This is a genomic window from Lentzea sp. NPDC020367 (assembly GCF_044387305.1).
Lineage (GTDB): Bacteria > Actinomycetota > Actinomycetes > Mycobacteriales > Pseudonocardiaceae > Lentzea.
The window spans coordinates 210,180-231,300 of record NZ_JBIRVV010000003.1; the positions used below are offsets into that span (position 1 = coordinate 210,180).

The 21,121-nt window shown below is 69.4% G+C and carries 24 protein-coding genes; 9 read left to right on the forward strand and 15 right to left on the reverse strand.

The features are described from left to right. Positions 1-288: 288 nt before the first annotated feature. The gene (locus ACH413_RS13270) at positions 289-990 is read left to right on the forward strand and encodes a Clp protease N-terminal domain-containing protein (protein ID WP_330273353.1); all 702 of its coding nucleotides are present in this window, start codon (positions 289-291) and stop codon (positions 988-990) included. Here ACH413_RS13270 and priA read toward each other — a convergent pair. The 6 genes from priA to ACH413_RS13300 form a co-directional block, all read right to left on the reverse strand. Continuing rightward, positions 956-1,687, reverse strand: a complete 732-nt coding sequence (gene priA / locus ACH413_RS13275) for a bifunctional 1-(5-phosphoribosyl)-5-((5-phosphoribosylamino)methylideneamino)imidazole-4-carboxamide isomerase/phosphoribosylanthranilate isomerase PriA (RefSeq protein WP_360041567.1) — start codon at positions 1,685-1,687, stop codon at positions 956-958. The two genes, ACH413_RS13270 and priA, sit on opposite strands and share 35 nt — an antisense overlap. Beyond that, a complete protein-coding gene (locus ACH413_RS13280) occupies positions 1,684-3,228 on the reverse strand; it encodes a hypothetical protein (protein ID WP_360041570.1) in 1,545 nt (514 codons plus the stop codon). Before ACH413_RS13280 ends, priA begins: the two co-directional genes overlap by 4 nt. After that, the gene (hisH, locus tag ACH413_RS13285; protein WP_360041573.1) at positions 3,225-3,860 is read right to left on the reverse strand and encodes an imidazole glycerol phosphate synthase subunit HisH; all 636 of its coding nucleotides are present in this window, start codon (positions 3,858-3,860) and stop codon (positions 3,225-3,227) included. Before hisH ends, ACH413_RS13280 begins: the two co-directional genes overlap by 4 nt. A 10-nt stretch (positions 3,861-3,870) precedes the next feature. Beyond that, on the reverse strand, positions 3,871-4,683 hold the full coding sequence (locus ACH413_RS13290) for a hypothetical protein (protein ID WP_360041576.1): 813 nt from the start codon (positions 4,681-4,683) through the stop codon (positions 3,871-3,873). Positions 4,684-4,879: 196 nt separating this feature from the next. Then, positions 4,880-5,773 carry a transketolase C-terminal domain-containing protein gene (locus tag ACH413_RS13295; RefSeq protein WP_360041579.1) on the reverse strand — a complete coding sequence of 298 codons (894 nt, stop codon included), beginning with the start codon at positions 5,771-5,773 and terminating at the stop codon, positions 4,880-4,882. Continuing rightward, on the reverse strand, positions 5,773-6,435 hold the full coding sequence (locus ACH413_RS13300; protein WP_360041581.1) for a thiamine pyrophosphate-dependent enzyme: 663 nt from the start codon (positions 6,433-6,435) through the stop codon (positions 5,773-5,775). Before ACH413_RS13300 ends, ACH413_RS13295 begins: the two co-directional genes overlap by 1 nt. Before the next feature lie 73 nt (positions 6,436-6,508). On the opposite strand from ACH413_RS13300, the gene soxR reads away from it, so the two are divergent. The 3 genes from soxR to ACH413_RS13315 are packed head-to-tail and all read left to right on the forward strand — an operon-like array spanning position 6,509 to position 8,127. Then, positions 6,509-6,955 carry a redox-sensitive transcriptional activator SoxR gene (gene soxR, locus ACH413_RS13305; RefSeq protein ID WP_245822099.1) on the forward strand — a complete coding sequence of 149 codons (447 nt, stop codon included), beginning with the start codon at positions 6,509-6,511 and terminating at the stop codon, positions 6,953-6,955. Between the two features lie 45 nt (positions 6,956-7,000). Then, entirely contained in the window at positions 7,001-7,525 is a 525-nt protein-coding gene (locus tag ACH413_RS13310) for an RNA 2'-phosphotransferase (RefSeq protein WP_360041585.1), read from the forward strand. Next, positions 7,522-8,127, forward strand: a complete 606-nt coding sequence (locus tag ACH413_RS13315) for a class I SAM-dependent methyltransferase (protein WP_360041588.1) — start codon at positions 7,522-7,524, stop codon at positions 8,125-8,127. Before ACH413_RS13310 ends, ACH413_RS13315 begins: the two co-directional genes overlap by 4 nt. Here the strand turns inward: ACH413_RS13315 and ACH413_RS13320 are convergent. The 4 genes from ACH413_RS13320 to hisD are packed head-to-tail and all read right to left on the reverse strand — an operon-like array spanning position 8,124 to position 11,294. Further along, positions 8,124-8,279, reverse strand: a complete 156-nt coding sequence (locus tag ACH413_RS13320; protein WP_360041591.1) for a hypothetical protein — start codon at positions 8,277-8,279, stop codon at positions 8,124-8,126. The two genes, ACH413_RS13315 and ACH413_RS13320, sit on opposite strands and share 4 nt — an antisense overlap. Then, positions 8,279-8,878, reverse strand: coding sequence for an imidazoleglycerol-phosphate dehydratase HisB (gene hisB, locus ACH413_RS13325; protein ID WP_360041594.1), 600 nt, complete (start codon positions 8,876-8,878; stop codon positions 8,279-8,281). Before hisB ends, ACH413_RS13320 begins: the two co-directional genes overlap by 1 nt. Further along, positions 8,875-9,981, reverse strand: a complete 1,107-nt coding sequence (locus tag ACH413_RS13330; RefSeq protein WP_360041597.1) for a histidinol-phosphate transaminase — start codon at positions 9,979-9,981, stop codon at positions 8,875-8,877. Before ACH413_RS13330 ends, hisB begins: the two co-directional genes overlap by 4 nt. Continuing rightward, positions 9,978-11,294: a histidinol dehydrogenase gene (gene hisD / locus ACH413_RS13335; RefSeq protein WP_360041600.1), complete on the reverse strand. Its 1,317-nt coding sequence runs from the start codon at positions 11,292-11,294 to the stop codon at positions 9,978-9,980. Before hisD ends, ACH413_RS13330 begins: the two co-directional genes overlap by 4 nt. Positions 11,295-11,427: 133 nt before the next feature. Here hisD and ACH413_RS13340 point away from each other — a divergent pair, with 133 nt between their 5' ends. After that, the gene (locus tag ACH413_RS13340) at positions 11,428-12,723 is read left to right on the forward strand and encodes a M14 family metallopeptidase (protein ID WP_396424977.1); all 1,296 of its coding nucleotides are present in this window, start codon (positions 11,428-11,430) and stop codon (positions 12,721-12,723) included. On the opposite strand, the gene ACH413_RS13345 is transcribed toward ACH413_RS13340, so the two are convergent. Further along, positions 12,707-13,828: an aminotransferase class V-fold PLP-dependent enzyme gene (locus tag ACH413_RS13345; RefSeq protein ID WP_360041603.1), complete on the reverse strand. Its 1,122-nt coding sequence runs from the start codon at positions 13,826-13,828 to the stop codon at positions 12,707-12,709. The two genes, ACH413_RS13340 and ACH413_RS13345, sit on opposite strands and share 17 nt — an antisense overlap. Before the next feature lie 78 nt (positions 13,829-13,906). On the opposite strand from ACH413_RS13345, the gene ACH413_RS13350 reads away from it, so the two are divergent. Both ACH413_RS13350 and ACH413_RS13355 read left to right on the forward strand, forming a co-directional pair. Continuing rightward, a complete protein-coding gene (locus tag ACH413_RS13350) occupies positions 13,907-14,344 on the forward strand; it encodes a hypothetical protein (RefSeq protein ID WP_360041606.1) in 438 nt (145 codons plus the stop codon). Between the two features lie 10 nt (positions 14,345-14,354). Beyond that, positions 14,355-14,846: a hypothetical protein gene (locus tag ACH413_RS13355; protein ID WP_360041609.1), complete on the forward strand. Its 492-nt coding sequence runs from the start codon at positions 14,355-14,357 to the stop codon at positions 14,844-14,846. On the opposite strand, the gene ACH413_RS13360 is transcribed toward ACH413_RS13355, so the two are convergent. Then, on the reverse strand, positions 14,839-16,338 hold the full coding sequence (locus ACH413_RS13360) for an ABC transporter substrate-binding protein (RefSeq protein WP_360041611.1): 1,500 nt from the start codon (positions 16,336-16,338) through the stop codon (positions 14,839-14,841). The two genes, ACH413_RS13355 and ACH413_RS13360, sit on opposite strands and share 8 nt — an antisense overlap. 24 nt (positions 16,339-16,362) lie before the next feature. Between ACH413_RS13360 and ACH413_RS13365 the strand changes: the two genes are divergently transcribed. Both ACH413_RS13365 and ACH413_RS13370 read left to right on the forward strand, forming a co-directional pair. Beyond that, positions 16,363-17,142, forward strand: coding sequence for a carbon-nitrogen hydrolase family protein (locus ACH413_RS13365; RefSeq protein ID WP_360041614.1), 780 nt, complete (start codon positions 16,363-16,365; stop codon positions 17,140-17,142). A gap of 23 nt (positions 17,143-17,165) precedes the next feature. Beyond that, a complete protein-coding gene (locus ACH413_RS13370; RefSeq protein ID WP_360041617.1) occupies positions 17,166-17,591 on the forward strand; it encodes a hypothetical protein in 426 nt (141 codons plus the stop codon). Here the strand turns inward: ACH413_RS13370 and nadC are convergent. From nadC to nadA, 3 genes are read right to left on the reverse strand one after another with little or no spacing between them, the layout of a single operon-like run. After that, a complete protein-coding gene (nadC, locus tag ACH413_RS13375; protein WP_330273333.1) occupies positions 17,562-18,398 on the reverse strand; it encodes a carboxylating nicotinate-nucleotide diphosphorylase in 837 nt (278 codons plus the stop codon). The two genes, ACH413_RS13370 and nadC, sit on opposite strands and share 30 nt — an antisense overlap. After that, the gene (locus ACH413_RS13380; RefSeq protein WP_360041621.1) at positions 18,395-20,008 is read right to left on the reverse strand and encodes an L-aspartate oxidase; all 1,614 of its coding nucleotides are present in this window, start codon (positions 20,006-20,008) and stop codon (positions 18,395-18,397) included. The genes nadC and ACH413_RS13380 overlap by 4 nt, the downstream gene beginning before the upstream one ends. After that, positions 20,008-21,027 (reverse strand): quinolinate synthase NadA, encoded by a 1,020-nt coding sequence (gene nadA, locus ACH413_RS13385; RefSeq protein ID WP_360041624.1) that lies wholly within the window; start codon positions 21,025-21,027, stop codon positions 20,008-20,010. The genes ACH413_RS13380 and nadA overlap by 1 nt, the downstream gene beginning before the upstream one ends. Positions 21,028-21,121 lie beyond the last annotated feature (94 nt).

Genomic DNA, 21,121 nt, shown 5'->3' on the forward strand with positions numbered 1-21,121 from the left:
GGTCCACGTTGACGACGCCGGTCCACGTTGAGAGCGCCCGGTGACGTTGACTCAACGTGGACGCCGCTGGATCAACGTTGACTGGATCCGCTCAACCCACCATGCGGGCGTCGCTCGCCGATGACAACGTTGTCTTCCGCTCTCCAGTGCACATTGACCAGACGCGTCAACGTTGATTCCCTCGCGTCCATGTTGAGTCAACATGGATCGTGCGCGTCAACGTTGAGGCCGCGTTGATGCGTCAACCCGAGGTTGACCCGACACTCGGCGTCAACCTAGAGTTGACGCGTGATCCAGTTGACCGACCTCATCGTCACCGTCGCCCGCGAGGCCGACGACGCGCTGGTGCGCCTGGCGAAGGCAGTCGAGCTGAGCGGTCAGCTCAACGAGCTCGGCGACCACCTGATCGGCCACTTCGTGGACGAGGCGCGGCGCGGCGGGGCGAGCTGGGCCGAGATCGGCGAGAGCCTCGGCGTGACGAAGCAGGCCGCGCAGAAGCGGTTCGTGCCCAGGGAGTCGCCGGAGCTGTCCAAGCCCTCGACGGAGCGCTACACGCAGCGGTCGCGCCGGGTGATCGCGCTGGCCAGGCACCACGCGCGGTTCAGCGAGCGGATCGGCACCGAGCACCTGCTGCTCGGGTTGCTCGACGAGTCGGCGGGGCTCGCGGCCAAGACGATCGCGAAGCTGGAGTCGGGCGACGGCAGCACGCGCATCGCGACCCTCAACCGGCTCGACACCGAGGCCAAGCAGCGGCCGGAGAAGCAGCCGTACACGACGCACTGCAAGAAGGCCCTCGAACTGGCCGTGCGCGAGGCGCTGCGGATGGGCCACATGTTCATCGGGACCGAGCACATCCTGCTCGGCGTACTGCTCGAAGCGGACGGGACCGCGGCCGACGTGCTGCACAACACGGGTGTGACGCACGCGGCCGCGGCCGCTCACATTGAGACCGTGGTCAACGGACCGCAGCGAGTGCTTCCGGGAGCGTGAAATTGCCGGCGTACAGGGCCTTGCCGATGATCGAGCCCTCCACGCCGTCGCGCGACAGCTTGGCGAGCTCGACCAGGTCGTCCACAGTGGACACCCCGCCGGACGCGATCACCGGTGCGTCGGTGCGGGCGCAGACCTCGCGCAGCAGCTCCACGTTCGGGCCCGTCAGCGTGCCGTCCTTCGACACGTCGGTGACCACGTAACGCGTGCAGCCGTCGCGGTCGAGCCGGTCGAGGACCTCCCAGAGGTCGCCGCCGTCCGACGTCCAGCCGCGGCCCTTGACCCGGTGGCCCTGCTCGGTGATGCGGACGTCGAGGCCCACCGCGATCTTCTCGCCGTACGCGGCCAACGCCTTCGCGCACCACTCCGGGTCTTCCAGGGCGGCCGTGCCGAGGTTCACGCGGGCGCAGCCGGTGGCCAGCGCGGCCTCCAGCGACGCGTCGTCGCGGATGCCGCCGGACAGCTCGACCTTCACGTCGAGCTCGCCGACGACACGGGCGATGAGCTCGCGGTTGGAGCCACGGCCGAACGCCGCGTCGAGGTCGACGAGATGGATCCACTCCGCTCCGTCGCGCTGCCACTGCAAGGCCGCGTCGAGCGGCTCGCCGTAGTTCGTCTCGGTACCGGCTTCGCCCTGCACGAGCCGGACGGCACGACCGTCGGCCACGTCAACAGCGGGGAGGAGTGTGAACGTCACCCGAGCAGCCTAGCGTCCCCGAGCACGAGGGCGGCCACGCGCTCCTGGGCCTCCGTGGCGCGCGGGAACTTCGACGGGACCGGTGTGCCGGGACCCGTCGCGGCAGGTCCGACGCCCGTCCACGGCCCGAAGACCATGATTCCGACGAACGCGGGGTGCTGCCGTGCCAGCGCCATGTACAGGTACTGGGTGCTTTCGAGGTCCGCGTCCGTCCGGTCCGCGCACCACGACTGCGGCGCGGCCTCCGGCAGCAGGAACAGCTCCTTGCCCGGAGCGCGGTCCTCCAGCTTGGTCATGCGCGCTTCCAACGCCTCGTAGCCGACGCAGTACTCGTCGAAGCCGACCCAGTCGACGGCGGCGGGCACGCGGAAGGCGTCGTCGACCCGGACACCCGCCTCGATCAGCATGACCTTCTTGTCCGGGAAGGTGTCTTTGATCTGCTGGGCGGAGAACTCGACGTCCGCGAAGCTCGCGCCGTGGTGGAACGGCTCGTCCTGCAGCACGAACCCGGCCACGCGGTCGAGGTAGGGCCGCACCTTCGAGGCGAGGACCTGCCAGCGCTCGGCGGCGTTCGGGTGCAGCGGGCAGCCGGCCGCGTCGCAGTCGAAGAACTCGTTGCCCGTGTGGACGACACAGCCGGCGGGAGCGCAGTCCTGCAACACCTCGGGACGGTAGGCGTCGACGTCGCTGATCTGCACCCAGTTGAGGTTGCTTCGGCCGCGCACCTCCGGCAGGTGGTTGCCACCCGCGAGGTTCAGCCGTGCACCGAAGTAGCCGTAGTAGCGCAACTGGGACCCAGGCAGCTTGCGCAGGTCGTCGGAGTTGAGCCGTTCGATCTGCAGGTCGTCGACGAGGCTGACGGTCTTGTCGTTGTCGGAGTAGCGCCCGAGGTAGACCCACAGCCGTTCGGTCGGCACCGCCGTGCCCAGCGTGATCGTCTCGTGCTCGCCGTTGACCGTGAGGTCGAGCTTCGCCCCGGCGAGCTTCAGCGTCACGTCGAACGAGCCGTCGTCCCCGGCCACGGCGAACGCCGGCAGCGTCACGACGGACTTGCCCGGCTGGAAGATCTGCACGCCTCCGTTGGCGCGCACCAGGAAACCGAGGTCGATGTCCTGATTGGACACATAACCCCAGCTGTTCGCCGAACGTCCCAACGCGATCGACGACCAGTCGCCGGACGTGCGGTCGCCCGCGACCGGCGTCAGCGTCGCCGAGATCGTGGACCCGGTGGACGGTGCGTCGAGCCGCACGGCCGTCGTGCCGAGGTGCAGCGACAGCTTGCCGCGGTGGTTCGGATGGCCGACCTGCGCGAACCACGGGCGCGGCACGTCACCGGTGTTCCACCTGCCGGACACCCGGCTGTACGTGACGGCGCCGGTTCCCTGGCGCTGCTTGAGGTTGTCGTTCAGGCCGTAGGTCGGGTCGGCGTCCACGGCGTTGTCGAAGTCGTCGTGGAACGGTGCCGGTGCGGCGTGCGCGCCCCCAGGCACGGCAACGCAGGCAGCCACGATCGCGGCTACCGTCAGCAGTCGTGTGATCACGAAAAGCTAGTCAACCAGTTCTGCAGCAGGTGCGCCCCGGCATCGCCGGACTTCTCCGGGTGGAACTGGGTCGCCCACAGCGGCCCGTTCTCGACCGCCGCGACGAACTCGTCGCCCGAGTGGTCCGCCCACGTCACCAGCGGCGGCTTGAGGTGCTCGGCCGGCTCCAGCTCCCACCGGCGCACGCCGTAGGAGTGCACGAAGTAGAACCGCGTGTCCTTGTCGAGGCCCGCGAAGAGCTTCGAACCCTCAGGCGTGCGCACGGTGTTCCAGCCCATGTGCGGCACGATCGGCGCTTCGAGCCGCTCGACGGTGCCGGGCCACTCGCCGCAGCCCTCGGTCAGCACGCCGTGCTCGATACCGCGCTCGAACAGGATCTGCATGCCCACGCAGATGCCGAGCACCGGACGGCCGCCGGCGAGGCGCTCGCCGATGATCCGGGCGCCCCGCACCGAGTTGAGGCCCTCCATGCACGCCGCGTACGCACCGACACCGGGTACGACGAGGAGGTCCGCCTCGCGCGCGGTCTTCTGGTCCGACGTCACCTCGACATGGGCGCCGACCCGCTGAAGCGCGCGCTCGGCGGAGCGCAGGTTGCCGGATCCATAGTCAAGTACGACGACGCGTGCCACGCCGTCCAGGTTAGTCGGTCGGGACCGCACCCTGCGTGACCGGGATGACCGGCAACACGGTGTTGATCGGTTTCGTGCGCACGAGCCGACGCCGGAGCATGACCAGCAGCCCGGACATCAACACGAGAAGCAGACCGCCGACGACGTAGTACACGAACGCCGGGATGTTGAGCAGCACCGTCACCAACGCCGTCAGCACGATCAACGGGAAGATCAGCGCGAGCGGCCACATCTGCGCGCGCGGCGGTTCGAGCGTCTGCAGCACGACGTCCGCCCGGCCCTGCTCGGTGAGCTCGGCGACCTGCGCGACCTCCTGCAGCCCCGCCGCGCGGAAGAAGTCGGGGATCGCCGCGTGGCCGTTCTCGAAGTCGCGGATGCGTTCGAGCGTGGCCTTGCGACTGGCCGCCGGGTACAGCGCGGTGAGCTTGTCGATGGCGTCGAGCTGCCACTTCTCCTTCTCACGCAGGTTGACCATGCCCGCGGTCATGCGGTCGAAGAACAGTCCGACGGGCCCTGACTGCTTCGCCTGCGCCGACAACCGCAGCACCGCCTCGCGCGAGCCCCACATCGAGGCGCGGCCGAGCGTCGTGGTGAACATGTAGAGCAACGCGGCCTCGTCGTTCCAGACGGCCAGCGCGGCGCCGCCCCCGAGCTTGCGCACCCTGTTCGTCATGTACGCGGCCTCGTTGAGCTTGGTGGCCGGAGGAGGCAGCAGCACCGTGCCGGACGGGACCGGGACGAGTGCCGCGGGGCCCACGTTGCCGCTGTGCATGGCCTTCTGCAGTTCGGCGGCGTTCAACGGGGTCCAGATCAGCATTCTCACGGTCAACATCATTCCTGGTCCGCCTCGCGCGTCCAGGCAGACATGCCAAGGTTTTCGCGTTTCGAGACGGGCAGGGGTGCGAACGGCGGAAGGGTGCGCCGGGCATCCGGCCCGATCGCACCCTTCCGGCTGACCATCACACCGAGCGCGAAGGCGCGCCGGTCCAGTCATCCCCCATGACTGCCAACATGTTTCTTCACCCCCTGAAGAAACTCCGCACAGCACTCCCCAGCCCGACCACGTCGAGATCATGCGCGGCGTCATGATCCTCGGCCGTGCCGTAGTTGCGGAGCTCTGCGTGTCGTTTGACACCTATAGAACGAACGCGATGCGGGATTTGTTGCAGTGTCTCGGACACAAGATGAGACGAGGTTCCCTCCAGGTACGGCTCCACCACCATCACGTCGGCGTGATCGGTGTCCTGCACCGCCTTGCGCAGTCCGTCCGAGTCGAACGGCCGGACCGTGGCCGCGTACAACACCGTGACGTCGGCGTTCTCGCACTCGACGGCCTTGAGCACGCGGTCGAGCATCGGCCCGACGGCGACCACCACACCGCGCTTTCCGTGGCGCAGCGTCGTGAATCCCTCCCCCACCGGATACGCCTGAGTGTTCTCGTGCAGCGAAAGCCTCACGTAGACGCGGTTGTCGTCCTTCAGCGCCTGATGCAGCAGCGGCGTCACCTCCTCCGGGTGTCCAGGTACGTGAACGGTCCAGCCGGGCAACGTGTCGAACAACGCGACGTCGCCGGGTGACTGGTGCGTGCGGCCCCACGCCGGGTCGTCATAGGACGCGCCGATGCTCACGAACACCGCGCCCACGTCCTGATGTCCGATGTCGAGCTTGATCTGCTCGTACGGCCGTTCGACGAGGAACGGCGCGTAGCTGTGCACGACCGGACGCAGCCCGGCGAGCGCCAGGCCGCTCGCCACGCCCACCATGGTCTGCTCGCGGATCCCGACGTCCACGACGCGTTCGTTCTCCTGCGGGAACTCGTTGCTGGAGATCACCGCGGTCACCACGGCGATGCGCGGGTCGGTGGCGATCTCGTCGTTGACCGCCTTCACGAAGGCCTGGCGCATGGTGGTCATCAGTAGCTCTTCTCGATCTTGGCGACCACCGCGTACGGGCGGTCGTGCGGCGCGGTCAGTGCGGTGAAGATGGCCTCGTGGTCGCGGCCGTCGATCTCGGCGGTCTGCCAGCCCTCGACGGCGAACCGCTGGGCGATGCCGCCGGGCCAGCCGTACCTGGCGGACTGGTTGTCGATCACGATCGTGGTGAGGTTCGCGACCCCGAGCCGCGACGCCACCGCGATCGCCTCGTGGTTGCTGCCCTCGTCCAGCTCACCGTCGCCGACCAGCACGAACGTGCGGCCGCGACTCCCCGCGACGCGCTGCCCGATCGCCGTCCCCACCGCGATGGGCAGCCCGTGGCCGAGCGAGCCGCTGCTGATCTCCACGCCGTTCACGAGCACCCGGTCGGGGTGCTGGCCGAGCGGGCTGTCCCACGACGTCCAGTCGTCCAAAATGGACTCTTCGATGAAACCCTTCTCCGCCAGCACGGCGTAGTAGGCCATCGGGCCGTGTCCTTTGGAGAGCAGGAACCGGTCGCGGTCGGGATCGGCGACGGTGGCGGGCGTGATGTTGAGGACCTTGTCGTAGAGGACCCAGAGCACGTCGACCGTGGAGGCCGCCGCCCACTCGTGCTTCTCGTCCCCGGTCATCCTCGCGAAGAGCTCTGGTAGCCGCTGCATGCCACCCACTGTTCAACCTCGACCATGCTGGAGGTCAAGCGGTTACCATGATCCGGTGAGCAAGTTGCCGGAAATGCTGACCATCGGCCAGGTCGCCGAGCGCAGCGGCGTCCCCCACACGGCCCTGCGCTTCTACGAGGACAGGGGTCTGATCACCTCCGTCCGCACCGCGGGCAACCAGCGGCGCTACCTGCGCTCCGTGCTGCGCCGGCTGGCGTTCATCCGCACCGCGCAACGCGTCGGCCTCACCCTGGAGGACGTCCGCGACGCCCTCGCCCAGCTGCCCGACAACCGCACGCCGACGAAGTCCGACTGGGAACGCCTGTCCCGCTCGTGGAAGACGGAGCTCGACGCGCGCATCGACGCCCTCTACCGGCTGCGCGACCGCCTCACCGGCTGCATCGGGTGCGGCTGCCTGTCGTTGCGCAGCTGCGCGTTGCAGAACATCGACGACGAGCAGGCCTCACACGGGCCGGGGGCTCCGCAGCTCAAGCCCGCCCTCGAAGGCGGCACCGTCTAGGAACCGCAAAAACCGGTGGACGCGCTGTGGTTTCCTGAGGAGCAAATGAACGACGAACGAATGATCCGCCTCTCGAAGCGGATGTCCAAAGCGCTCCGGCACCAGCCCGAGCGCGTCGGCCTCACCCTCGACCCGTCGGGCTGGGTGCCGGTGGCCGACCTCCTGACCGCGCTCGACATCTCCGAGGCGGACCTGCGCGAGGTCGTGGACCGCAACGACAAGAAGCGCTTCAGCATCGACGGCGACCGCATCCGCGCGAACCAGGGTCACAGCGTCGAGGTCGACCTCGGCCTGCCGGCCGCGATCCCGCCGGACCAGCTGTTCCACGGCACCGTCGCGCAGTACCTCGACGACATCATGCGCGACGGCCTGCGGCCCATGTCGCGCCACGACGTGCACCTCTCGCCCGATCGCGAGACCGCGCGGCGCGTGGGAGCCAGGCGTGGGCGGCCGTTGATCCTGACCGTCGACGCCAAGGCGATGCACGCGGACGGGCACGAGTTCCGGCTCAGCGCCAACGGGGTGTGGCTCGCGCAGCACGTTCCGGCCGGCTACCTGGCCACGACGTGAAACGGACCGTCGAGGACGGCTACGACGCCATCGCGCAGCGGTACCTCGACTGGTCCGCCCAGATCGCCGACGACCCCCGGCTGCGCTATCTCGCCGCGTTCGACGAGCGGTTGCCCAGCAAGGCCAAAGTTCTCGAACTCGGCTGCGGCGCGGGCGTCCCGTGCGGTCGGAAGCTCGCCGAACGGCATGACGTCCTCGGCGTCGACCTGTCCCAGCGGCAGATCGACCTGGCCCGCGCGAACGTGCCCGAAGCACGGTTCGAGAAGGGCGACATGACCGCGCTCGACTTCCCGGACGGAGAGTTCGACGGCGTCGCGGCGTTCTACTCGATCCTGCACGTGCCGCGCGCCGAACAGCCCGCGCTCATCGCGAAGATCGCGCGCTGGCTCAAGCCCGGCGGCCTGTTCCTGGCCTCGCTCGGCAGCGGCACGCCGGACGTCACCGAGACCTGGCTCGGCGTCGAGATGTTCTTCGGCAGCAACACGCCCGACGTGAACCGGGACCTGCTCTCGCAGCACCTGGAGATCGTCGTCGACGACCTGGTGACGATGCACGAGCCGGACCCGGCGACGTTCCACTGGGTGCTCGCCCGCAAGGGCTAGAGCAGCCAGAGAACGGCGCCGCCCACCGCCACCACGGTCAGCACCAGCAGGATGATCGCCATGAACTTGGCGGTCTTCCACGTGGTGTAGACGCCACCGGCCAGGAAGCCCGCGAGGGCCAGCAGGCCGATGACGACGACTTCCTTCGGCATCAGAGGACGCCCTTGGTCGACGGGACGCCGCCGACGCGCGGGTCGGGCTCGGTGGCCGTGCGCAGGGCGCGGGCGATGGCCTTGTACTCGGCTTCCGCGATGTGGTGCGGGTCGCGGCCGTACTCGACGCGCACGTGCAGTGCGATCTGGGCGTGGAAGGCGAGCGACTCGAAGACGTGCCGGTTGAGCACGAACGGGTAGTTGCCGCCGATCACGAAGCTGTTGAACTGCTCCGGCTCGCCGCGGTGCACGGTGTACGGGCGGCCCGAGACGTCCACCGCGGCGTGCGCGAGGGTCTCGTCCATCGGGATCCAGCAGTCGCCGAAGCGGCGGATGCCCTTCTTGTCCCCCAACGCTTCCCGCAGCGCCTGGCCCAGGACGATCGCGATGTCCTCGACCGAGTGGTGGGCGTCGATGTGCGTGTCGCCGGTGGCGCGGACGATCAGGTCGAAGCTGCCGTGCACGCCGAACGCGGTGAGCATGTGGTCGTAGAACGGCACTCCCGTGCTGATCTCGACCTGGCCGGTGCCGTCCAGGTCGATCTCGACGTAGACGGATGACTCCCTGGTGGTGCGTTCCACCTTGCCGACACGACTCACCGGCTGACCTCCTTGCTGGCCGCGAGGAAAGCGTCGTTCTCCTCGGGCGTTCCGATGGTCACCCGCAGGTGACCCGCGATTCCGACGTCCCTGATGAGCACGCCGTGGTCCAAATAGGACTTCCAGACCTCACGCGCGTTCTCGAACCAGCCGAACAGCACGAAGTTCGCGTCCGAGGGCACGACCTGGAAACCCATGTCCGCCAACGCCGCCGACACCCGGTCGCGTTCCGCGGACAGGCGAGCCACGGACCCCAACGTCTCCGGGCCGTGCCGCAACGAGGCGCGCGCGGCGGCCTGCGTCAGCGCGGACAGGTGGTACGGCAGGCGCACCAGTTGCAGCGCGTCGACCACGGCCGGAGCCGCCGCCAGGTAGCCGAGACGGCCGCCGGCGAACGCGAAGGCCTTCGACATCGTGCGCGAGACGATCAGGCGCGAACCGAACTCGTCGAGCAGCTTGATCGCGCTCTCCTGCGGGGAGAACTCCGCGTACGCCTCGTCCACCACGATCATGCCGGTGGTGGAGGCGATCAGCAGGCGCAGGTCGGGAAGCGGGATCGACTGGCCGGTCGGGTTGTTCGGCGACGTCACGAAGACGACGTCCGGGCGCGTCTCGGCGATCACCGCGGCGGCCTTCTCCACGTCCAGCGAGAAGTCGGAACGGCGCGGGGCCGGCGACCACTCGGTGCGCGTGCCGGCCGCGATGATCGGGTGCATCGAGTACGACGGCTCGAAGCCCAGCGCCACCCGGCCCGGACCTCCGAACGCCTGCAGGATCTGCTGGAGGATCTCGTTCGACCCGTTGGCGGCCCAGACGTTCTCGGACGTCAGCGTCACCGACGTCGCCTCGGTCAGGTACGCCGCCAGGTCCTCGCGCAACGCCACCGCGTCACGGTCCGGGTACCGGTGCAGCTCACCGGCGATCTCGGCGACCGCCGCGACGACGTCGGCCGCGAGAGCGTCGGTCGGCGCGTACGGGTTCTCGTTGGTGTTCAAGCGATATGGGACGTCGAGCTGCGGCGCGCCGTAGGGCGTGCGGCCGCGCAGGTCCTCGCGCAGAGGCAGATCGGAAAGCTCCACCCGCGCGCCCACCACTGGCTTCATCGAGAGAACCTCGCTGTCACAGCCTGCCCGTGCGCGGGCAGGTCCTCGGCGTTGGCGAGAGCGACGACCTTGTCCGCGACCTCGCGCAGTGCTTCCTCGGAGTAGTCGATCACGTGGATGCCGCGCAGGAACGTCTGCACGGACAGCCCGGACGAGTGCCGCGCGCAGCCACCGGTCGGCAGCACGTGGTTCGAGCCGGCGCAGTAGTCGCCCAGCGAGACCGGCGAGTGCGCACCGACGAAGATCGCACCGGCCGAACGGATCCGCGCCGCCACCTCACGGGCGTCGCGCGTCTGGATCTCCAGGTGCTCGGCGGCGTACGCGTCGACGACCCGGACACCTTCGTCCACAGAGGACACCAGCACGGTGGCGGACTGCTTGCCGCCCAGCGCCGTCCGGATCCGCTCGACGTGCTTGGTGGCACCGACCTGGCGCTCCAGCTCGACGTCCACGGCGTCCGCCAACTCGACCGAGTCGGTCACCAGCACGGACGCCGCGAGCGGGTCGTGCTCGGCCTGGCTGATCAGGTCGGCCGCCACGTGCACCGGGTCGGCGGACGAGTCGGCCAGGATCGCGATCTCGGTCGGGCCGGCCTCGGAGTCGATGCCGATGAGGCCGCGCAGCAACCGCTTGGCCGCGGTCACGTAGATGTTGCCGGGACCGGTGATGATGTCGACCGGGGCCAGTTCGGCACCGTCGGTGTCCACACCGCCGTACGCCATGAGCGCCATGGCCTGCGCGCCACCCGCGGCCCAGACCTCGTCGACGCCGAGCAACGCGGCGGCGGCGAGGATCGTCGGGTGCGGAAGGCCGCCGAACTCGGCCTGCGGCGGCGAGCACACGACCAGCGACTCGACACCGGCGATCTGCGCCGGCACGACGTTCATGACGACCGTCGACGGGTACACGGCGAGCCCGCCGGGCGAGTAGAGGCCGACGCGCGCGACCGGTACCCACTTCTCCGTCACGGTGCCGCCGGGCACGACCTGCGTGGTCGTCCCGGTGCGGCGCTGGTCGGCGTGCACGCGCCGGGTGCGCGCGATCACCTCTTCCAGCGCCTCGCGCACGGCCGGGTCGAGCGAGGACAAAGCGGACGCGATGGCCGAAGCGGGCACACGGACGGAATCAGGACGAACGCCGTCGAACTTCTCGGTGTACTCGAGAACCGCGTCGACACCGCGTTCGGCGACCGCGGCCACCATCGGACGTACATGATGCAGAACCGCGTCCACGTCCACCTCGGCGCGCGGCACGACGGCGCGCAGCTGAGCAGGGGTCGTGGTGCGACCTCGCAGGTCGATGCGGCTGAGCATGTCTGACAGCCTAGTTCCTGCAGAAATCTGTCAACGGTCAGCCCGCTATCGGCGCTACCTCAGGCTGTGACACCACGGCCACGCTCGGTCGAGCACCACTCCGTCGCAAACCCCTGCTGATGATGGAGGAAAGATGTTCAGCAAGAGCCGCGGCAAGATCGCCGCAGTGCTCGCCATCTGTTTGCCCGTGCTCGTCGCGGGCATGGCGGCACCCAGCAACGCCGACTCCGGCCGCTACCTGCTGGAAGTCACCGCGAACACGTCCGCCGAACGCACCCAGGTCGCCCAGATCGGCGTCGACGTGCTCGGCGCGACGAAGCTCACCACGATCTCGGTCGTCGCGGACAAGGCGCAGTACCGGGCCCTGCAGGCCACCGGTCTGCCGCTCAAGTACGTCGGCGACTTCGAGCAGCAGCTCAAGAGTCTCGGCAAGGTCGACTTCAAGGACCCGCAGCCGGGGCAGATCGGCACGCAGGACTTCCCGTCCGGCTACACGGGTTACCACAACTTCGCGGAGATGACCGCGGAGCTGCAGCAGACCGTCCGGGACCACCCGACGCTGACGAGCCTGCGCAGCATCGGCAAGAGCTACCAGAACCGGGACATCTGGGCGCTCAAGCTCAGCGACAACGTCGCGACCGACGAGAGCGAACCCGAGGTCATCTTCACCTGCAACCAGCACGCCCGTGAGCACCTGACGGTCGAGCAGTGCCTGCAGATCATCAAGCGCTACACCGACAACTACGCCACGCCGGCGATCAAGAGCCTGGTGGACAGCCGCGAGATCTGGTTCGTCCCGATGGTCAACCCGGACGGTGTCGAGTACGACATCGAGACGGGCTCGTTCCGCGGCTGGCGCAAGAACCGCCAGGGCAACGGCACCGACCTCAACCGCAACTGGGGCTTCAAGTGGGGCTGCTGCGGCGGTTCCAGCGGCTCCAGCACGTCGGACACCTACCGCGGCACGGCGGCGTTCTCGGCGCCGGAGACCAACGTGATCAAGAACTTCGTGAACTCGCGCGTCGTCGGTGGCGTCCAGCAGATCAAGACGAACATCGACTTCCACTCGTTCTCGGAGCTCGTGCTGTGGCCGTTCGGCTACACCACCGCGAACACCGCGCCGGGCCTGGACGCGACCGAGGAACGCGCGTTCCGCACGCTCGGCCAGCAGATGGCCGCCACCAACGGCTACACGCCGGAGCAGGCGAGCGACCTGTACATCACCGACGGCAGCATCGACGACTGGATGTGGGGCACGCACAAGATCTGGTCGTACACCTTCGAGATGTTCCCGAGCAGCGGCGGCCTCAACGGCTTCTACCCGCGTGACACGGCCATCGCGACGCAGACCAGTCGCAACGACCGCGCCGTCGACCTGTTCGTCGGCTACTCGGACTGCGTGAAGCGCGTCATCAACGTGAGCTGCTGATCCGGTCCAGCGCCTGATCGATCTCCTCAGGAGTGACGAAGTAGTGCGGGGAGGCCCGCACTACTTCGTCCAGGCCCCGCCGGGTCATGTCGATCAGCGTCGACCCGCTCTGCGACACCGTGACGGCGACGTCGCGCTGCCAGAGCCGGTCCTTGAGCTCCATCGCCGGCACCCGGTCGCTCGTGAACGTGACGATGCCGGACTGCCGTTCGCCGAGGTCCTGGACGGTGATGCCGGGGATGCTCGCGAGACCGGTGCGCAAACGCTTGGCGCGGTCCCCCACCTCGGCCTCGATCACGTCCAGCCCTCTGGCCAGCGCGTACTTCGCGGCGGCGATCATGCCCAGCCGGTCCGCGACGCTGTACTCCCACAGCTCGAACACCCGCGCGTCGTCGCGCGGCTCGTAGCGGTCGGGCGCGACCCACTCCGCCGCGCTGTGGTCCATCAGGCGCGGCTTCAGCCTGCGCCGCACCTCGTTCCGCACCACCAGCGCGCCCGTGCCACGGGGTCCGCGCAGCCACTTGCGGCCGGTGCAGACGAGCATGTCGTAGTCGTGGTGGCGCAGGTCGATCTGGCCGGTCGACTGGCAGGCGTCGAGCAGCACGAGCGCGCCGACCTCGCGGGCCTTCGCGGTGACCTCGTTGACCGGGTTGACCAGACCGCCGTTCGTGGGCACATGCACGAGCGAGATCAGCTTGACCCGCTCGTCCAGCTCCAGCGCGTCCACGTCGAGCTGCCCGTGCCGGTCGGACGGCATCACCTCGATGATCGCGCCGGTCTCCTCGACACGTCGCAGCATCGGCACCGCGTTGCCGCCGTACTCGACCTCGGTGACGAGGATCCGGTCGCCCTTCCCCAACGGAACGGCGTCGAAAGCCGTGAGCCACGACCGGGTCGCGCTGTCGGTGAACGCGACCTCCGAGGGCTCGCAGCCGAAGAACTCGGCCAGCACGCCGTAGCCCGCCTCGATGTCGGCACGGCGTTCCGCGGCGGCCCGGTAGCCGCCGATCTCGGTCTCCCTGCGCAGGTGCCCGATCACCTCGTCCACCACCTCGGCGGGCGGGATCGAGGAACCGGCGCTGTCCAGGAAGATCAGGTCGCTCACGGACTCCACTGTGCCACCATCGAACTCATGGGGGATCAAACTTTTGGTTACAGCGCACAGGTAAGACCGTTCCTCTGGGTGTTCATCGTGGTGACACCGCTGGAGATCCTGCTCGTGGAACTGATCGTGCCGTGGTTCTGGCTGCGGGCCGTGCTGCTCGCGTTCGGGGTGATCAGCGCTTTGCTGCTCGGATGGCAGCTGTGGATGCTCCACAAGTTCAAGCACTCGGTGGACGAGCGGTACCTCTGGCTGCGGTACGCGCGTGAGTTCGAATACAGAATTCCCTTGGCCGCCATCGAAAGCGTGACGCAGGGCACGACGAGCCGGGCGTTGCACAGGACGCGGTCCGTTGTGGACGGCACGCTCGTCCTGGAGATCTCCAACTCCACCAACGTTTCACTGCGGTTGACCGAGCCGCAGGAGATCGACCTGGGCCGGCGCGGCGCGCACGACGTGACGAAGATCGAGTTCTGGACCGACGACCCCGACGGCATGGTCGGCGCGCTGCGAAAATAGGCTCACGACCATGGTGGAGATCCCCTACGGCAAGCGCATGCGGCCGAGGTACCTGCGGTTCCTGATCATCACGGCGGTCGGGATCGCGCTGGTCGCGTTCGCCCTGGACATCCCGTGGCTGCTCATCACGCTGATCGTCCTGGGCGTGCTGAACGCGGTCGTGTGCATGGGCGCTCTCTACGTGCTGGCCAAGCAGCCGCACACGATCTCCGAGGACGAGCTGCGGCTGCGTCAGCTGGGGTTCTTCGACTGGCGCCTGCCGACCGCGGACCTCGGCGCGGCCCAGGTCGCCGAGCGCACCCACAAGGGGCAGCGCAGCGTCGAGGTGATCGGCGACGCGCTCGTCATCCAGTCGCTGACCAGGACGAACGTGTCCGTGCCGTTCCACGAGCCGCAGCTCGTGAACCTCGGCAAGACGGGCGTGCGGCCGGTCGAACGCGTCGAGTTCTGGGCGGACGACCCGGACCGCGCCGTCCGCGAGATCAACGCCCGGACTACTTAGGCTCCCACTTCTCCAGGTTCCACCACGGGCCCCAGGCCAGCGCGCCGTAGGAGTTCGGGTCGACCACGGGCTGATAGCCGTTCCACGAGTCGCGCATCACGTACGCGTGCTCGGGGAAGACCAGCACCGCCATCGACGGCGTGGCGATGAAGGCCTGCTGGAAGAGCTTGTACGCCACCGCCCGCTGCGCCGGGTCGATGAGCTTGCGGCCGTTCTCGAGCGCGGCGTCGGCGGCCGGGCTGCCCTGGCCGCGCAGGTCGTAGAGCATCAGGTCGGGGTCGAACGGCGAGCCCTCGCCGTAGAGCAGCGCGTCCTGGGCCATCCGCGGCCGGATCGCCTCCCAGGAAAGGCCGGCGAGCTGCACGTCGACGCCCACGGCCTTGGCGTCGGCCGCGAACGCCGTGGCCAGGTCGGCGCGCAGGTCGTCGCCCAGCGGGTACATCAGCGTGAAACGGGCCGCGACGCCCTCGCGGACGCGGATGCCGTCCGTGCCGGGCACCCAGCCGCCCACGTCGAGCAGCCGCGTCGCCTCGGTCTTGTCGAAGCGGAACTTCGCGGTCGGGTCGAACTCCTCGGCCAGCGCGTCCGGCACCGGCGTGTACGCGATGGTGCCCTTGCCCTCGAGCAGGCTGTCGATCATGCCCTGGCGGTTCGCGGCGAAGTTCAGCGCGAGCCGGACGGAGGCGTTGCCGGTGACGGGGTTGGCCATCGGCAGCCGCACGGCGCGGTAGTCGGCGCTGCGGTGGTAGTTCACCTGCAGGCCGGACTTGGCTGCGAACTGCGTGGCGATCTTGGGCGGCAGCACCGTGCCGTCGAACTCGCCGTCCTGCATGCGGCGGGCGCGCTGGTTGTCGTCGGTGACGAAGACGACCGTGACCTTCTTGACCTTCGGCGCGCCGTCGAAGTACGCGTCGTTGGACTCCAGCAGCAGCCGGTCGCCCTTCTTCCACTCGGTGACCTTGTACGGGCCGGTGCCGATCGGCTGACCGTCCGGCTTCGCCTGCTCACTGGGCAGGATGCCGAGCACGAGCAGGTGCGGGAACGCCGCCTGCGTCTGCGTCAGGGTGAACCGGACCGTCGACGGGTCGACCTGCTCGACGCCCTTGAGGGTGCTGAACCGCTCCTTGACCGGGTTCTGCAGCGCGGCGGTGTAGGTGGCGACCACGTCCTCGGCGCCGAACGTGCTGCCGTCGGTGAACTTCACGTCGCCGCGCAGCTTGACCGTCCAGCTCAGCCCGTCCACCGCCGGCTCGGGCAGATCCGCCGCGAGCTGCGGGGTCAGCGACCCGTCCTGGCGGTGCTCCACGAGCCCGTCGTAGATCTTCGACACGCCCTGCACGCCGTAGCCGAGCAGCGGGTTCAGCGTGGTCGGCTCGTCGCGGTCGGCGAGCACGATCGAGGTGCCGTTCTGCCCACCGTCCGGGCGGGGTGTGGGGGTCTCGGTGCAGCCCGCGACGGCCAGCAACACGACTAGGAGCAGTGGGGAACGCACGAGTCGGACCCTACAGTGATCCCCATGCGCGTCGCCGTGAGTCAGATCAGCTCGACCACCGATCCCCGCTCCAACCTGGAGCTCGTCCGCGACGCGGTGCGCAGGGCCGAGGGCGCACGGGTCGTTCTGCTGCCCGAGGCCACGATGTGCCGTTTCGGCGTGCCTCTCGGGCCTGTCGCGGAGCCGTTGGACGGGCCGTGGGCCTCTGCGGTGCACGAGATCGCGGCGTCGCACGACGTCGTGGTGGTGGCCGGGATGTTCACGCCTTCCGGTGACCGCGTGACGAACACGCTTCTGGTGACCGGGCCGGACATCCACGTCGGCTACGACAAGATTCACCTGTTCGACGCGTTCGGCTTCCAGGAGTCGCGGACGGTCGCGCCGGGCTCTGACGTGGTGACGTTCGAGGTGGACGGCGTCACGTTGGGCGTGGCCACCTGTTACGACATCCGCTTCCCCTCGTTGTTCACGGCGCTGGCGGACGAGGGTGCTTCCGCGGTGCTGGTCGGGGCGTCGTGGGGTGCCGGGCCGGGCAAGAAGGAGCAGTGGGAGCTGCTGGTGCGGGCGCGTGCTCTGGACTGCACGTCGTTCGTCGTGGCCTGCGGGCAGGCCGATCCCGGTGATCTCGGGTCGTCCGCGCCCACCGGGATCGGGTACTCGACCGTCGCCGATCCGTTCGGGAACATCGTGGTGCAGCTGTCGGAACAGCCGTCCGACACGATCGTGGACCTGGATCTCGACTCCGTGGCACGGGCTCGTGAAGTCCTGCCGGTGCTGGCGAACCGGCGCTTGACCTCCAGTTAGGTCGAGACCACAGGATCGGGGGCATGACGCTTCCCGAACTGCCCACGTTCGTCCACGACCGCAAGAACCTCGACGGCTTCACCCTCTACCGCTCCGGCGACCCGCGTGACCGCCGCGAACCCGGCTGCGTCGTGCTCGTCACCGTCGACACCGACAGCGAGGCGACCGCACGGGCGTGGGTCGACTCGGTGTTCGTGGCGCTCGCCAGTGAGCCGAACCCGCACCCCGGTGGCATCTCCGCCGCCTTCCACATCAGGGACGACGGCAGGCGCGTGATCAACTACGCGGAGTGGGTCAGCGCCGAGGACCACGTCGACGCGGTGTCGAGCGGCGGCGGTGTCGGCTCGGCGACGGCCGACTGGCGCCGGGTGCAGAACTTCCCCGGCGTCCAGCACGTGAGCGTCGAGCGGTACCGGCCGCTAGCGAAGGTCCAGGCCGAGGTCGAGTGACGGGCTGGAGTGCGTGAGGCCGCCGACCGCGAGGTAGTCCACGCCGGTCTCGGCGTACTGGCGGGCCACGTCGAGCGTGAGCCCGCCGGACGCCTCCAGCTTCACGCCGTCCGGACGGACCTTCACGGCCTGAGCGCACTGCTCGGGCGTGAAGTTGTCCAGCAGCACCAGTTCCGCGCCTTCGGCCAGCGCCTCGTCGAGCTGCGCCAGGCTGTCGACCTCGACCTCCATCAGCAGCTCCGGCGCGTGCGCACGAGCCGCCCGGATCGCGGCACCGACCGAACCGGCCGCGGCGACGTGGTTGTCCTTGATCAGGATCGCGTCGCCGAGGCCCATGCGGTGGTTCACGCCGCCGCCTGCGCGCACCGCGTACTTCTGCAACAACCGCAGGCCGGGCAACGTCTTGCGGGAGTCGCGGACCGCGGCGCCGGTGCCCTCGATCGCGGTCACCCAGCGGGCGGTCTGCGTGGCGATGCCCGACAGGTGGCAGATCAGGTTCAGCGCCGTGCGCTCGACTGTGAGCAGGCCGCGCGTCGGGCCGGTGAGCACCAGTGCGGGTTCGCCGGGAACCGCCTTGTCGCCGTCGGCGGCCTCGGACAGCACCTCGATCTCCGGCAGGTAGCGCTGGAAAGCGGTGCGTGCCACGGAAACTCCGCACAGCACGCCCGCCGCGCGAGGCGTGATCTCGGCGGTCGCGACCGCCTTCTCCGGCACGGTCGCCAGCGTCGTGGCGTCGAGTCCGTAGCGGAGGTCCTCCTCCAACGCGAGCTGGATGACCCGGTTCGCGTCGTCCCAATCGATGGTCATGCGACACCCTCTGCGAGAACAGGATCGGCCAGCACGGGCTGACCGGTCGGGGTGAGCCGGACGAGCTGACTGCGTTGCCACGCCTGCGAACGCTCGGTGAAGTCCGTGCGCACGTGGCAGCCACGCGACTCGGTGCGTTGCTGTGCCGCCGCGATCAGGGCGCGGGCGGCCATGGTCAGCGCCGCGTCCTCGACCAGTTCGCGCGACTCCAGCTGCTTGTCCACAGTGGACACGTCGAGCACCGAGCCGACGACGGCCAGACCTTCGGCGTCACGGCCGATCGCGGCGTAGCGGGACATCACGCGCTGAAGCAGGTCGCGGTCCGCCACGGGCGCGGTCGGCAGCGAGATCTCCACGGCACGCGCGGGCGCGATCAGGCCGACAGCGAGGTCGGCGGCGACGGCCTCTGCGGCACGCGTGCCGCAGACCAGGCCTTCGAGCAGGCTGTTGGAGGCCAGACGGTTCGCGCCGTGCAGGCCGGTGCGGGCGACCTCGCCGACCGCGTACAACCCGGCGACCCCGGTACGACCGTCGACAGTGGACACCACTCCGCCGCAGGCGAAGTGTGCCGCCGGGGCGACCGGAATCGGGTCCACGGCCGGGTCGATGCCCACGGAGACGCAGGCCGAGAACACGGTCGGGAACCGGGTCGCCATGTCGTGCAGCGCCGTCGCGTCCAGGAAGACGTGGTCGTCGACGCCGCCGGGTTCGAGCGCCATGTGCCGGGTGATCGCGGCCGCCACGACGTCGCGCGGGGCGAGGTCCTCGAGCGGGTGCACGCCCTTCATCACGCGGGCGCCGGTCGCGTCGATCAGCACGGCACCCTCGCCGCGGACGGCCTCCGTGACGAGCGGGCAGCGGCCACGTGCGCCACGGCCCGTGTAGAGGACGGTCGGGTGGAACTGGATGAACTCGACGTCCGCCGCCACCGCGCCGGCGCGCAGGGCCAGCGCCAGACCGTCACCCGTCGCCACCGAGGGGTTCGAGGTCGCCTGGTACATCTGGCCGAGGCCACCGGTCGCCAGCAGCACGGCGGGCGCGGTCAGCACGCCGGGCAAGCCGTTGCCGTCCAGCACCAGCAGGCCCGCGACGGCGCCGAGCGGCGTCTTCACGGCGTCGACCGCGACGTGGTTCTCCAGCAGGGGAACCCGTCCGTCCACAGTGGCCTTGAGCAGTGCCCGCTCGACCTCGGCGCCGGTCGCGTCGCCACCGGAGTGCACGACGCGGAACGCGCTGTGGCCGCCTTCGCGGGTGCGTTCGAGCAGGCCGTCCGGCTTCGCGTCGAACACGGCACCGCGCTCGCGCAGCCGGGCGACGGCCGCGGGACCGTCGGAGATGATCGCCGCGACGGCCACGTCGTCGCAGAGGCCCGCGCCCGCCGTCAGCGTGTCCTCGATGTGCTTCCCGACCGAGTCGCCGGGGTCGTGCTGGTCCTCCATGACGACGGCGACGCCGCCCTGGGCCCAGCGGGTGTTGCCGTCGTCGCCCGCGGCCTTCGTGACGACCAGGACCCGAAGTCCCAGCTCACGAGCCCGCAGCGCGGCGGTGAGACCCGCCACGCCCGTGCCGACCACGATCAGGTCGGCTCGCGCCTCCCAGCGCGCGGCCATCACTCACCGCCGCCGGGCTTGCCGATCTCGATCATGCGCTGCACGGCGCCCTGGGCGCGTTTGGCGGTCTCCAGGTCCACGTGCACCTCGTCCAGGCCGTCACGCACGCAGCGCAGCAGCGCGGCCGGCGTGATCATCTTCATGTAGGTGCAGGACGCGCGGTCGTTCACGGCGCGGAAGTCGATCTCCGGGGCGGCCTTGCGCAGCTGGTGCAGCATGCCGATCTCGGTCGCGACGAGCACCTTGGTGGCCTTCGTGCTGCGGGCCGCGGTGATCATGTCGCCGGTCGAGAGGATCTTGACCTTCTCCGCCGGGACGATGCCCTCGCCGCTCAGGTACAGCGCGCTCGTCGCGCAGCCGCACTCCGGGTGGATGAAGAGGTCCGCCTCCGGGTTCTCGGCGGCGCGCTCGGCCAGTTCAGGGCCGTTGATGCCCGCGTGGACGTGGCACTCGCCCGCCCAGATGTGCATGTTCTCGCGGCCGGTCTCGCGCTTGACGTGCGCGCCCAGGAACTGGTCCGGGCAGAACAGCACCTCGCGGTCGGCCGGGATCGAGCGCACCACGTCGACGGCGTTCGAGGACGTGCAGCAGATGTCCGTCTCGGCCTTCACCTCGGCTGTGGTGTTCACGTACGACACGACGACCGCGCCGGGGTGCTCGGCCTTCCACTCGCGCAGCTGCGCGCCGGTGATCGAGTCGGCGAGCGAGCAGCCCGCGCGCTCGTCCGGGATCAGCACGGTCTTCTGCGGCGCGAGGATCTTCGCGGTCTCGGCCATGAAGTGCACGCCGCAGAAGATGATGGTCTGCGCGTCCGACTGCGCGGCGATCCGGCTGAGCGCCAGGGAGTCGCCGGTGTGGTGGGCGATGTCCTGGATCTCGGGCAGCTGGTAGTTGTGCGCCAGGATGACGGCGTCGCGCTCCTCGGCGAGGCGCAGCACCTCGTCTCGCCACGCGGCGTTCGGCTCGACTCCGCCGTACACACCCGACGCGGTTCGCTCCACGGTTGCGGTAGCGACCATCACTGCCTCCTCGATCCGGGGTTTTCGCCTACTGGTCGAAAACGTGGCCGATAGTATCAGCCGGGTGGCAGGTGTGGGGCACGAAGTTCTGGCC

What these genes read in the sequence shown, in the direction of transcription:
- ACH413_RS13295 (WP_360041579.1), bottom strand. Translation starts at nt 5,773, where the DNA reads ATGACCACCATGCGCCAGGCCTTCGTGAAGGCGGTCAACGACGAGATC.
- ACH413_RS13300 (WP_360041581.1), bottom strand. Translation starts at nt 6,435, where the DNA reads ATGCAGCGGCTACCAGAGCTCTTCGCGAGGATGACCGGGGACGAGAAG.
- soxR (WP_245822099.1), top strand. Translation starts at nt 6,509, where the DNA reads ATGCTGACCATCGGCCAGGTCGCCGAGCGCAGCGGCGTCCCCCACACG.
- ACH413_RS13310 (WP_360041585.1), top strand. Translation starts at nt 7,001, where the DNA reads ATGAACGACGAACGAATGATCCGCCTCTCGAAGCGGATGTCCAAAGCG.
- ACH413_RS13320 (WP_360041591.1), bottom strand. Translation starts at nt 8,279, where the DNA reads ATGCCGAAGGAAGTCGTCGTCATCGGCCTGCTGGCCCTCGCGGGCTTC.
- ACH413_RS13330 (WP_360041597.1), bottom strand. Translation starts at nt 9,981, where the DNA reads ATGAAGCCAGTGGTGGGCGCGCGGGTGGAGCTTTCCGATCTGCCTCTG.
- hisD (WP_360041600.1), bottom strand. Translation starts at nt 11,294, where the DNA reads ATGCTCAGCCGCATCGACCTGCGAGGTCGCACCACGACCCCTGCTCAG.
- ACH413_RS13340 (WP_396424977.1), top strand. Translation starts at nt 11,428, where the DNA reads ATGTTCAGCAAGAGCCGCGGCAAGATCGCCGCAGTGCTCGCCATCTGT.
- ACH413_RS13355 (WP_360041609.1), top strand. Translation starts at nt 14,355, where the DNA reads ATGGTGGAGATCCCCTACGGCAAGCGCATGCGGCCGAGGTACCTGCGG.
- ACH413_RS13365 (WP_360041614.1), top strand. Translation starts at nt 16,363, where the DNA reads ATGCGCGTCGCCGTGAGTCAGATCAGCTCGACCACCGATCCCCGCTCC.
- ACH413_RS13370 (WP_360041617.1), top strand. Translation starts at nt 17,166, where the DNA reads ATGACGCTTCCCGAACTGCCCACGTTCGTCCACGACCGCAAGAACCTC.
- nadC (WP_330273333.1), bottom strand. Translation starts at nt 18,398, where the DNA reads ATGACCATCGATTGGGACGACGCGAACCGGGTCATCCAGCTCGCGTTG.
- ACH413_RS13380 (WP_360041621.1), bottom strand. Translation starts at nt 20,008, where the DNA reads ATGGCCGCGCGCTGGGAGGCGCGAGCCGACCTGATCGTGGTCGGCACG.
- nadA (WP_360041624.1), bottom strand. Translation starts at nt 21,027, where the DNA reads ATGGTCGCTACCGCAACCGTGGAGCGAACCGCGTCGGGTGTGTACGGC.